The sequence below is a fragment of the Noviherbaspirillum sp. genome (assembly GCF_036846085.1).
In the GTDB taxonomy this organism is placed as follows: domain Bacteria; phylum Pseudomonadota; class Gammaproteobacteria; order Burkholderiales; family Burkholderiaceae_D; genus Noviherbaspirillum.
The window spans coordinates 1-11,823 of record NZ_DAIUCO010000164.1; the positions used below are offsets into that span (position 1 = coordinate 1).

Below are 11,823 nucleotides of genomic sequence, written 5' to 3' on the forward strand. Positions count from 1 at the left end.
CTTGATCTGCACGCAGGCAGCTTTCAATGCCCAGGCGCCAAGCAGGTTGATGAGGCCGTTGCTTTCCGCCATCGGAATGAACTGGGCGGGAGACACCAGGCCGATGCCGGGACGCTGCCAGCGCATCAAGGCCTCGAATCCCATGATCTGGCGGGTGCGGGCATCGACGATTGGCTGGTAATGCAGCAGGAATTCACCATCCCTGACGGCCTGGAACATCGCCGCTTCCATCGACACATCATGCTCGGGCTGGTTGAATTTTTGGTGGTTGTAGATGATGCACCGCGCCTTGCCGGTTTCCTTCGCGCGATACATGGCGGTATCCGCATGAGCGAGCAGCTTGACTTCGCTATCGCCATGCTCGGGAAAGATGGCGGCGCCGATGGAGGTGCCGACATATAAGGTGTGGCCGTCGATTTCAAAGGGAAGCTGCATGGCGGAAATCATGCGCCGACCGACGACCTGGATTTCCGCCTCCGCGACTGCGCCGGGCAGCACAGCGACAAATTCGTCGCCGCCGACACGCGCCAGCGTATCCACATCGCGCAAACTGTCGGAGAGACGCATCGCGGCAATCCGAAGCAAGGAATCACCGACCGGATGGCCCAGCGCGTCATTCACTTTCTTGAAACCGTCGAGATCGAGCGCTACCAGGGAAAATCCCTTGCCGGTCCGCTTGGCCTGGGCGATTGCCATCCGGATGCGATCCGACAGCAGCGATCGGTTCGGCAGGCCGGTCAGTGCATCATGGGTCGCCATGTGGCGCAATCGTTCTTCCGTGGCCTGTTGTCCCGAAATGTCCCTGCCGACAACGAGCAGTTCCAGTACATCATCGACGGTGTTGTAGCCGGCGATCTGCAATTCCATCCACAACACGGTGCTCAGCGTCTTGATTCGAACATTGACCCGGGTCGACTGGGACGGCTCGATTGCCTGCTTTACCGCCGCACGAATCGTTGCACGATCTGCCGGGGCAACGAGGGATGCCAATGTCTGCCCGATCGGCGTCGAGCCAGGTGTGATCAGCTCCGTTGCCCGCTGACTGGCATAAAGAATTTCCCCCTGCGTATTGAGCCGGAACACCGCATCACCGGCAGCTTCCATCAAGCTGTCCAGTTGGGCTTTCGCGGCTTTATCTGGTCGACCACGGCGTAGGGGAAACATCGTCAAATTTCAGGCCTTGCGGCGATGGGGGAATATTTATTCCAATATGATGGAGCAGCTTGCGAAATTACTCTAGTGCAATCTTAACAAATCGATGTATGAATTTGAAAGGATTGCAATTTTTGCACAACAACATGCCTGCAAGTAAAAAAAGTGTGTTGGTCATCGATAATTGCACCACATAAAAAGGACTTTTAAAACATTGCTGCATACATACAGAATAATGATTTCATCCTGTACAACAACCGACCATTAAGCGATACATCAGCGGATGCGTGTCTCTTTCGTTAAATTTCGTCCGCATTTGATCAACGATCTTCAGTCGTATGGTCGTGGCAAGTTCATCAAGGATGTGTCGGCGGGCTTGACGGTCGGCGTTGTGGCGCTGCCTCTGGCGATGGCGTTTGCGATTGCGTCGGGTCTCGAACCTGCCGCCGGAATTTTCACTGCGATCATTGCCGGCTTCCTGATTTCCGCTTTCGGCGGCTCACGTGTGCAGATCGGCGGACCGGCAGGCGCATTCATCGTGGTGGTTTACGGCATCGTCGAAAAGTACGGCCTGGCGAATCTCCTGATCTCAACCATTTTCGCCGGCGTCCTGCTGTTCGCGATGGGCATGTTCCGGCTGGGGACACTGATACGGTACATTCCGGTACCGATCGTCATCGGCTTCACGAACGGCATCGCAGTCCTGATCGCACTCTCGCAACTGAAGGACTATTTTGGTCTGAATATCAATAAGATGCCGGGCGATTTTTTTGCACAATTGCAAACCCTTGCCGTACATGCCGGCAGCGTCAACTGGACCGCCTTCGGTCTGGCATCGATCTCCCTGCTGCTGATGTTTTCCTGGCCGCGCCTGACCGCCGCGAAAGCCGACCATGGGCGACTGCACGTCCATCCACGTATCCGGCAAGCCCTGGGCGCCATCCCGGGCACCATCGTCGTATTAGGATTGAGCACACTTGCCGTCAGCGTCTTTGGCCTGCAGGTGGATACCATCGGCACCAAGTTCGGCGGCATTCCGCGCGAACTCCCCGCATTCAACCTGCCGGTTTTCAGCTGGGACCTCGTCAAGCAGCTGTTCCCGCCGACGATCACGATCGTGCTGTTGGGTGCAATCGAATCGCTGTTATGCGCACGCATTGCCGACAACACGACAGGTGATCGCCATGATCCGAACCAGGAACTGATGGCGCAAGGAATAGCCAACTTCGTGGCACCGTTCTTCGGCGGCATGCCGGCGACGGGAACGATCGCGCGTACCCTCACCAACATCCGCGCCGGCGCTGTTTCGCCGGTCGCGGGGATCGTGCACGCGCTCACACTGCTGGCCATCGTGCTGATCGCTGCGCCCCTGGCGGAAGATATACCGCTTGCGGCACTTGCGGCCATCCTGATGTATGTCGCCTGGAATATGGGAGAGTGGCACGAGTTCGCGCGCCTGAAAAATTTCCGGGCCAGCTATCGCCTTGTCATGGTGGCGACGTTCCTGCTGACCGTGATCGTTGATCTTACCGTCGCAGTGCAGGTTGGACTGGTGCTGGCCTGCATGTTCTTTATCTACAGGATTGCCAGCCTGACAAAAATAGAGGCGATACCATCAACCAGCCTCGACGCGCCCTTACCGCCCGGTGTCGTCGCGTATTCGATTTACGGATCGCTGTTTTTCGCAGCCGTGGGAAAAATGGAGGAGCTGATTGCACCGCATGCGCTTCCGGCAAGAGCGATGATTCTGGAACTGCATCAATTGATCAATCTCGATGCCACAGGCCTGGATGCGCTGGAAAACATGCACAGGTTGCTCAGAATGCGCGGCAGCCAGTTGATTCTTTGTTCACCCAACAACCAGCCGTTGAGCCTGATGCAACGGTCGGGGTTTATCGACCGGATGGGAGCGGAGAATTGTCTCAGTACGCTTTCCGCCGCGGTGGCGCGGGCAAGGGAAATCGCGGCATAAGCCGGTTTCCCTTCACCCTGTCGCTGAAGGATCAGAATGGGATATCGTCGTCCATGTCGCTGAAATTTGGCGCCGGCTTGGAAGCACCGCCGCGCCCGCCGCCGGCATTGCCGCCTCCGCCACTGCTTTGCCGCGGTGGTGGCGCGCTGCTGCTGTAATCGTCGTCCATCGGCGCACCGCCGCCCCCGCCCATGCCCTGACGGCTACCCAGCATCTGCATGGTGTCGGCAATGATCTCGGTGGTGTAGCGCTCGACGCCTTCCTTGTCGGTCCACTTGCGGGTTTGCAGGCGTCCTTCGACATAGACCTGGGAGCCCTTTTTCAGATACTGGCCGGCGATTTCCGCAAGCTTGCGGTAAAAGGTGATCCGGTGCCATTCGGTCAGTTCCTTTTTCTCGCCGCTGTTCTTGTCTTTCCAGCTTTCGGTGGTTGCGACCGCAACGTTGGTGACCGCATCGCCGTTCGGCATGTAACGCGTTTCCGGATCGCGCCCCAGGTTGCCGACGATGATGACTTTGTTGACCGATGCCATATGTTCTCTCCTAATTAAGCTGGTATCGCGCTGCGGCGCGGCAGGTTCTTCATGCTGGATGCGATTATAAGCCACACCAGAGTGACGCCGGCACCAAGAATAAAGACCGCCGACGGGCTCGCGTGTTCGGCCAGCCACCCGCCGAAAGCGCCGCCGCAGAAGAGGCCGAGTGCCTGCAGGGTATTGTAGACGCCGAGTGCCGCGCCCCTGGCGGAGGCCGGGGCGATGCGCGACACAAGCGACGGCTGGCTTGCTTCCAGGATGTTGAACGATACGAAAAACAACAGCAGCAGCACGACCAGATACATCCAATGCAATGCCGGTTGCGTGAGGACGAACCAAAAACCCGCCTGTACCAGCAGCATCAATCCGATTGCGGCGACAAACACCTGCTTCGATTTGCCGCGCTTCTCGCCGACAAAGACCGGCGGCAGCATCAATACAAACGATGCCAGGACGACGGGCAGGTAGACCTGCCAATGTGCCGCGACCGGCAGGCCGGCATATTGCACGAGCGCCGATGGCACTACGACGAACATCGCCATCTGCGTCAGATGCAGGGCAAAGACACCGTAGTTCAGACGCATCAGTTCGGTATTGCGCAGCACTTCGCCAAAAGGGACCCGCTTGACCGCGCGTACTTCGGGCGCCGGCGGTACCACGAACGCCACCACGAAAATGGCCAGTATCGACAGAATGCCCGTCAGGACAAATATGCCCGCCATGCCGATGCTTTGATACAGCACCGGCGCCGCAACGAGCGACAGGGCGAACGTCAGGCCGATCGAGCCGCCCACCATCGCCATGGCCTTGGTACGCTGCTCCTCGCGGGTGGAATCGGCGATCAACGCGGTAACCGCGGCGGAAATGGCGCCGGCGCCCTGGATTGCTCGGCCGACGACGACCCAGACGATGTCGGTTGCCGCCGCGGCAATGAAGGAACCCAATGCGAATAGCACGAGGCCGATGATGATGATGCGCTTGCGGCCGAACTTATCCGATGCGACGCCGAAAGGAATCTGGCCGAAGGACTGCGTCAACCCGTAGATCCCCATTGCCAGCCCGACCATGGCGGCATTATTGCCTCCGCTCAACGTCGTCGCATGTACGGCAAAAACCGGCAGGATGAGGAACATGCCAAGCATCCGCAGCGCGAAGATGGAGGCGAGCGAGGTGCTTGCACGCAACTCCGTGGGCGTCATTCGGCTGCTGATTTCAGCGGAAGTAATGGAAGACATGAAGGCTTGACAAGGGGACGAAACAGAGAGATACGACGGCGATGAAAACCCGTTATAGTATCAGGTTGACCCGTATTGAGCCCAAGTTAAAGGCAGTTCATGGAAGAAATAAGAATTCGTGGGGCGCGCACCCACAACCTCAAAAATATCAATCTTGAGTTACCCCGCAATAAACTGATCGTCATCACCGGCTTGTCCGGTTCCGGGAAATCATCACTGGCATTCGATACCCTGTACGCCGAAGGACAGCGCCGTTATGTCGAATCCCTGTCGGCGTATGCGCGCCAGTTTCTTCAGCTGATGGAAAAGCCCGACGTGGACCTGATCGAAGGCTTGTCGCCGGCGATCTCCATCGAACAGAAAGCCACATCGCATAATCCGCGCTCCACCGTCGGCACCGTCACCGAGATTCACGATTACCTGCGCCTGCTGTATGCACGCGTAGGCACGCCCTACTGCCCTCAGCATCCGGAAAATCCGCTGGCGGCGCAATCGGTATCGCAGATGGTCGATGCCGCGCTTGCCATGCCGGAGGACACCAAGCTCATGGTGCTGGCGCCCGTGGTCGCCAACAGGAAGGGCGAGCATGCGGATCTGTTCGAAGCAATGCAGGCGCAGGGATTCATTCGCTTCCGTGTCCAGAGCGGCACCGGCAAGGCAAAAATCGTCGAAGTCGACGATTTGCCGAAGCTGAAAAAAACCGAGAAACATACGATCGATGTCGTCATCGACCGCCTGAAGGTCAAGGCGGATATGAAGCAGAGGCTGGCGGAAAGTTTCGAAACGGCGCTGCGCCTGGCGGAAGGCCGTGCCATCGCGCTGGAAATGGACAGCGGCAAGGAACATTTGTTCTCCAACAAATTCGCCTGTCCGACCTGCGGGTATTCGCTGCAGGAACTCGAGCCGCGGCTGTTTTCGTTCAACAATCCGATGGGCGCCTGCCCGGAATGCGATGGCTTGGGCCATATCGAATTTTTCGATCCGAAACGGATCGTCGCCTTCCCCAACCTGTCGCTGGCAAGCGGCGCGGTGAAGGGCTGGGACCGGCGCAACCAGTTCTATTTCCAGATGCTGTCCAGCCTGGCCGAGCATTACGGCTTTGATCTCGATGTTCCCTTTGAAAAGCTGTCCGACCAGGCGCAGCAGATCGTGCTGTATGGCTCCGGCCGGCAGACCATTCCGTTCACTTACGTCAACGAGCGCGGCCGTGCGGTGGTTCGCGAGCATACCTTCGAGGGCGTGGTGGTCAACCTGCAGCGCCGTTACCGGGAAACCGATTCGATCGCCGTAAAGGAAGAGCTGGCGAAATTCATCAACCAGAAGCAATGTCCGTCCTGCGAAGGTGCGCGTTTGCGTACCGAGGCGCGCCATGTCAAAGTCGGCAGCGGCAAGCAGGAGCGGTCCATTTATGAGGTGTCCGCCAAGCCTCTGCGCGAAACGCTGGCATTCTTCGAATCCCTGAAACTGACCGGCGCGAAAAGGGAAATCGCCGACCGCATCATCAAGGAAATCGTGTCGCGCCTGAAGTTCCTGAACAACGTCGGACTGGATTATCTGTCGCTGGAGCGCAGTGCGGACACACTGTCCGGCGGCGAAGCGCAACGCATCCGGCTTGCATCCCAGATCGGCTCCGGCCTGACCGGCGTGATGTACGTGCTCGACGAGCCGTCGATCGGCTTGCACCAGCGCGACAATGACCGGTTAATCGCCACCTTGCAGCATCTGCGCGATATCGGCAACAGCGTGCTGGTGGTGGAGCACGACGAGGATGCGATCCGCTGCGCCGACTACATCGTCGACATGGGTATCGGTGCGGGCGTGCATGGCGGGGAAGTGATTGCCCGGGGGCCGCTGAATGACATCCTGAAGCACAAGAAATCGCTGACCGCAAAGTACTTGAATGGCACCCTGGCGATCCATGTGCCGAAGAAGCGCACCCCGCGCGATCCGGAACGCCAGCTTGTCATCACCGGCGCGTCGGGCAACAATCTGAAGGATGTCACCCTTGAACTGCCGGTCGGCCTGCTGACCTGCATCACCGGCGTCTCCGGGTCCGGCAAATCGACCCTCATCAACGACACGCTGTACCATGCGGCATCCCGTCACCTGTACGGCTCGCAGGCCGAGCCGTCGGCGCATGAATCGATCAGCGGCCTGGAGCATTTTGACAAGGTCATCGCCGTCGACCAGGCGCCGATCGGCCGTACGCCGCGATCCAATCCGGCGACCTATACCGGATTGTTCACGCCGATTCGGGACCTGTTTTCCACCGTGCCGAGCGCCAAGGAACGCGGCTACTCCGCCGGCCGGTTTTCATTCAACGTCAAGGGCGGGCGTTGCGAGGCCTGCCAGGGTGACGGCGTCATCAAGGTGGAAATGCACTTCCTGCCGGACGTGTACGTGCCTTGTGATGTATGCCATGGCAAGCGCTATAACCGGGAAACGCTGGAAGTCCAGTACAAGGGAAAGAACATCAACGAGGTACTCGGCATGACCGTCGAGGAAGCGCACGAGTTCTTCAAGCCGGTGCCGGTGATCGCGCGCAAGCTTCAGACCCTGCTGGACGTCGGCCTCGGCTACATCCGTCTCGGCCAGAGCGCGACCACCTTGTCCGGCGGAGAAGCGCAGCGCGTCAAGCTGTCGCTGGAGCTTTCGAAGCGGGACACCGGACGCACGCTGTATATCCTGGACGAGCCGACGACCGGATTGCATTTCCACGACATCGATTTGCTGCTGAAGGTGATTCACCGGTTGCGCGATCAGGGAAATACGGTGGTGATCATCGAACACAATCTGGATGTGATCAAGACCGCCGACTGGCTCATCGATCTCGGTCCCGAGGGTGGTGCGGGCGGCGGGCAGATCATTGCCGCCGGCACCCCGGAACAGGTTGCAAAAACGCCGGCCAGCTTTACCGGCAAGTACCTTGCGCCGTTGCTGAAGAAATAGCGCGGCATGAGCACCAGGGTCGCCAGGCACCTGCGTATTACCGGCATCGTTCAGGGTGTCAGTTATCGCGCCTCGTTCGAACGCCGGGCCCGCGCACTCGGCTTGTCAGGATGGGTCAGGAACCGGCTGGATACATCGGTGGAAGCCCTGATCCGCGGGGACGCGGACGCGATCGATACCTTGATCGGGTGGGCGCGCAGGGGGCCGCCGGGCGCCCGGGTCGATAATGTCGCCGTGTCGGACGTCGACGATGGCGATGCGGGAGACGGCGGGTTCGACGTGCGGTCCACCGTGTAGTTCGCGTGGGTCAGGCGACGAGCTTACGAACGCAAGCCCATCCACAAGCCCGCCGGCACGAAAGCCAGTGCCGCGAGATTGCCGAGCAATACGATTGATGCCACCTTGTCGGGCTCCTGCTTGTACTGCTCGGCGACCATGAAGCAGAGGACGGCTGGCGGCAACGCGGCGAACAGGTACATCTGGCCGCGCTGCATCGGCGTCAACGACAGCACGCCATCCAGCAGCCATGCCACCATCAATCCCACCAGCGGGCAGACGACGGCGCCCATCAGGCCGATGTGCCAGCTTTTGAAATTCACGTCGAGCATGCGCACTCCGAGTGCGAACAGCATGATTGGAATGCATGCGTCGCCGAGCATCTTCAGCGCCTGCATCAGCGGATCTGGAAGCGTGATGCGAAATATGGCGAATACCATGCCGATGATCATGGCGATCATCATCGGGCTGGCCAGCAGTTTGACGAATGAGGTGTGCTGATTGCGGCCGCTTTCAATGATCCGTATGCCTACCGAAAAATAGATCAGGGTGCTTGCCATGAACAGCGCCACGGCAGAAGGCAGGCCTTCCGTGCCGAATGCCAGTACGGCAAGAGGCAGTCCCATGTTGCCGCAATTGTTGTACATCATCGGCGGCAGGAAGCTGCGCACGTCATAACCGAGCAGGCGCGCCACCGGCCACGCCAGAAGGCCGGAGCCGAGGGAGATCAGGATGCCGGCAAGGATGAGGGTGCCGTTGTGGACAAGGTCGAAATCCTTCGATGCCAGTGCGGTGAAGACCAGCAGCGGACAGAGCACATCCATGCTGACCCGGTTCACCGCCGTCATGTCGGACTTGACCGCCTCGCCGCGCAGACGCGCATAGCCATAACCGACAGCGATGATGATGAATACCGGGAGGATGATGCCGAGGATGCGCTCAAACACTTGCATGAAGACTTTCGATGGGGCGGCGGGACGGATGAATTTTATCCGCTATTGCCGATTGCGTTTGCCGCCCCCATCACGGCCGGCCATCGGGCTTACGCCGGGTCCTTCGGTCTCATGCTTTCCTGCTCCACGAAACGCGTGATCTCGTCGAGCGTCGGCGCAAAGTACCGCAATGGTCGTGACAGGCTGCCCGCCAACGTGACGTGATTCACCTTGTCAAAGTAGATCTCGGTGACGGGGACGCCGGCCTCTCGCAATGCCTTCGCAAGCATGCCGGTATTACGTGCCGGATTGACCAGGTCGTCGTCTTGCGGGGCGATCAGCAAGGCGGGTGGCGCCAACCTGGTCACCTGGTTGATCGGCTGCGATTCCGGCGGTGTATCGGGATGGAAAAATACCGGCTTGACGTCCGGATTCCGGATCGGCAAAAAGTTGTAAGGTCCTGCCAAACCGATCCAGCCACGCAATGCCGTCGGGCTCATGCCCTGTTGTCCGAGCCAGCGCTTGTCGAGTGCCACCATGGCCGCGTTGTAGGCGCCGGCGCTGTGCCCCATGACGAACAGCTGCTTCGGATCCCCGCCATGGCGTGATGCCTCCTTTGCAGCCCAGGCAACTGCCTGCGCCGAGTCGGTCAGGAAATCCGGGTAGCGCACATCGGGATACAGCCGGTAATCCGGCAGTATCGCCACCATGCCGCGCGACGCCAGCGCCTCGGCGACAAACTCGTAGTCGAGGCGCTCGCCGCTGTTCCAGCTTCCCCCATAAAAAAATACGACAACCGGCGCAGTCCCCTTGCCATCCAGGGGAGTGTAAATATCCAGCTTCTGCCGCGGATGGGGGCCGTAGGGCACATTCGCCGTTTTGCTGTAGGTACTTGTCGGAGTCAATGCATTGATTGTCCTGAGTGGCGAACAAGCCGCCAACGCCAGAGCGGCGGCGATGAATCCAAGAGCAACTTTGATCGGTAGCTTCATGCAGGTTTGGCTTATGTTTGACGCAAGTTATCTGCTTCGGACGTGACCGTTACGATAAATGACAAGACATCATCAATTTGCCGGTAACAATCAACCTCAGGCAAGGCTATTTGAAAAGTCGTTCTTCCGCTCGCGCCACGCCTTCGCTGGCCCCGCGCAGGACAACGATATCCCCTGACTCGAGCACGGTATCGGGCGAAATATTGATCCGGCTTTTGCCGCGGCGAATCATCGCCGCCTCGGCGCCGACTTCCTGAAGTTTCAGGTCAGCAAGGCATTTTCCCACTGCCCGTGCACCGTCCGTCAGGCTGACGGAATGCAGCCTGACATGAAGATGCTCCTGGTCATCGGGCGCATCGCTGGCGCCGTGAAAATAACCGCGCAACGACGCATAGCGCTCGTCACGCGCCGCCTGCACCTGGTGCACCACCCGCCGCAACGGAACGCCCAGCAGCACCAGCGCATGCGATGCCAGCATCAGGCTTCCCTCGATGGCTTCGGGCACGACCTCGGCAGCGCCGGCATCGAGCAGCTTGTCGAGATCGGTATCGTCGTGGCTGCGCACGATGACGGGCAGCGCCGGCGCCAGTTCGTGAGCGAAATGCAGCACCTTGAGGGCGGACGGCGTGCTGGCATACGTCACCACCAGCGCGGCCGCGCGGTGAATGCCTGCAGCCACCAGGCTTTCGCGCCGCGCCGCATCGCCGTAAGACACATTGGCACCGGCCGCCTGCGCCTCGCGGACGCGATCCGGATCGAGGTCCAGCGCATGGTAGGCGATGCCTTCCTGTTCCAGCAGCTTGGCCAGGCTTTGCCCGGTGCGGCCGAAACCGGCGATCAGCACGTGCTCCTGGGTGGTCATGGTGCGGGTGGCGATCTGCGTCAGTGCCAGCGACTGCATCATCCATTCATTGGCCGACAGCTTCATCACGATCGCGTCGGATTTGGCAATGATGATCGGCGCCACCAGCATGGACAGCACCATCGATGCGAGGATGAGCTGTATCAGCAGCGGGTCCATCAATTGGAGGCCGCCCGCCTGATTCAGCAGCACAAACCCGAACTCCCCCGCCTGCGCAAGGAACAGGCCGGTGCGCAGCGCCACGCCTGGCGGCGCGCCGGTCAACTTTGCCAATAGGGCGATCAGGCCGAATTTCAGCAGCACCGGCGCAGTCAGGAGCAGCAACACCAGCCACCAGTTTTCCAGCACCAGGCGGACATTGAGAAGCATGCCGACCGTGATGAAGAACAGACCGAGCAGCACATCCCGGAATGGCTTGATGTCTTCCTCCACCTGATGCTTGTATTCGGTTTCGGAGATCAGCATGCCGGCGACGAAAGCGCCGAGGGCAAGCGACAGGCCAGCCTGTTCGGTAATCCAGGCGGCACCGAGCGTAATCAGCAGCAGGTTGAGCATGAACAGTTCCTGCGACCGGCGCTTGACCACCACATGGAACCAGCTGCGCATCATTTTCTGGCCGAAGAACAGCAGCAGGGCCAGTACGACGGCGGCTTTGAATCCAGCCCACGACAGGGTCACCAGCAGATCACCGCTGTCCTTGGCCAGCGCCGGGACCAGAATCAGCAGCGGCACGAATGCCAGGTCCTGAAACAGCAGGATGCCGATGATCTGGCGTCCATGCGGCGATTCCAGCTCAAGCCGCTCCGTCAGCAATTTGGAGACGATGGCGGTCGACGACATTGCCAGCGCACCGCCGAGCGCGAAGGCGGCGCGCCAGCTGATATTCATCAGTTGCGGCAGCAGGACCGCCGTCAGCCA

At 59.7% G+C, this 11,823-nt stretch carries 9 protein-coding genes; 3 read left to right on the forward strand and 6 right to left on the reverse strand.

The features are described from left to right. A partial coding sequence (locus V7080_RS17420) for a putative bifunctional diguanylate cyclase/phosphodiesterase (RefSeq protein WP_334189666.1) occupies nucleotides 1–1,164 on the reverse strand: 1,164 nt, incomplete at its 3' end. Between the two features lie 271 nt (nucleotides 1,165–1,435). Between V7080_RS17420 and V7080_RS17425 the strand changes: the two genes are divergently transcribed. Next, the gene (locus V7080_RS17425) at nucleotides 1,436–3,124 is read left to right on the forward strand and encodes a SulP family inorganic anion transporter (protein WP_334189667.1); all 1,689 of its coding nucleotides are present in this window, start codon (nucleotides 1,436–1,438) and stop codon (nucleotides 3,122–3,124) included. Nucleotides 3,125–3,155: 31 nt separating this feature from the next. On the opposite strand, the gene ssb is transcribed toward V7080_RS17425, so the two are convergent. Continuing rightward, the gene (gene ssb / locus V7080_RS17430; RefSeq protein WP_334189668.1) at nucleotides 3,156–3,656 is read right to left on the reverse strand and encodes a single-stranded DNA-binding protein; all 501 of its coding nucleotides are present in this window, start codon (nucleotides 3,654–3,656) and stop codon (nucleotides 3,156–3,158) included. 14 nt (nucleotides 3,657–3,670) lie between these two features. After that, the gene (locus V7080_RS17435; protein ID WP_334189674.1) at nucleotides 3,671–4,858 is read right to left on the reverse strand and encodes an MFS transporter; all 1,188 of its coding nucleotides are present in this window, start codon (nucleotides 4,856–4,858) and stop codon (nucleotides 3,671–3,673) included. A 135-nt stretch (nucleotides 4,859–4,993) separates the two neighbouring features. Between V7080_RS17435 and uvrA the strand changes: the two genes are divergently transcribed. Further along, nucleotides 4,994–7,843 carry an excinuclease ABC subunit UvrA gene (gene uvrA, locus V7080_RS17440; protein ID WP_334189669.1) on the forward strand — a complete coding sequence of 950 codons (2,850 nt, stop codon included), beginning with the start codon at nucleotides 4,994–4,996 and terminating at the stop codon, nucleotides 7,841–7,843. Between the two features lie 6 nt (nucleotides 7,844–7,849). After that, complete coding sequence (locus V7080_RS17445; RefSeq protein ID WP_334189670.1) at nucleotides 7,850–8,140, forward strand: acylphosphatase; 291 nt, start codon at nucleotides 7,850–7,852, stop codon at nucleotides 8,138–8,140. 23 nt (nucleotides 8,141–8,163) lie between these two features. On the opposite strand, the gene V7080_RS17450 is transcribed toward V7080_RS17445, so the two are convergent. The 3 genes from V7080_RS17450 to V7080_RS17460 all read right to left on the reverse strand — a co-directional run. Next, nucleotides 8,164–9,072 carry an AEC family transporter gene (locus V7080_RS17450; RefSeq protein WP_334189671.1) on the reverse strand — a complete coding sequence of 303 codons (909 nt, stop codon included), beginning with the start codon at nucleotides 9,070–9,072 and terminating at the stop codon, nucleotides 8,164–8,166. Nucleotides 9,073–9,161: 89 nt separating this feature from the next. Beyond that, nucleotides 9,162–10,043 carry an alpha/beta hydrolase gene (locus V7080_RS17455; RefSeq protein WP_334189672.1) on the reverse strand — a complete coding sequence of 294 codons (882 nt, stop codon included), beginning with the start codon at nucleotides 10,041–10,043 and terminating at the stop codon, nucleotides 9,162–9,164. A 106-nt stretch (nucleotides 10,044–10,149) separates the two neighbouring features. Next, nucleotides 10,150–11,823 (reverse strand): cation:proton antiporter domain-containing protein (locus tag V7080_RS17460; protein ID WP_334189673.1); only part of this gene is annotated, 1,674 nt, incomplete at its 5' end.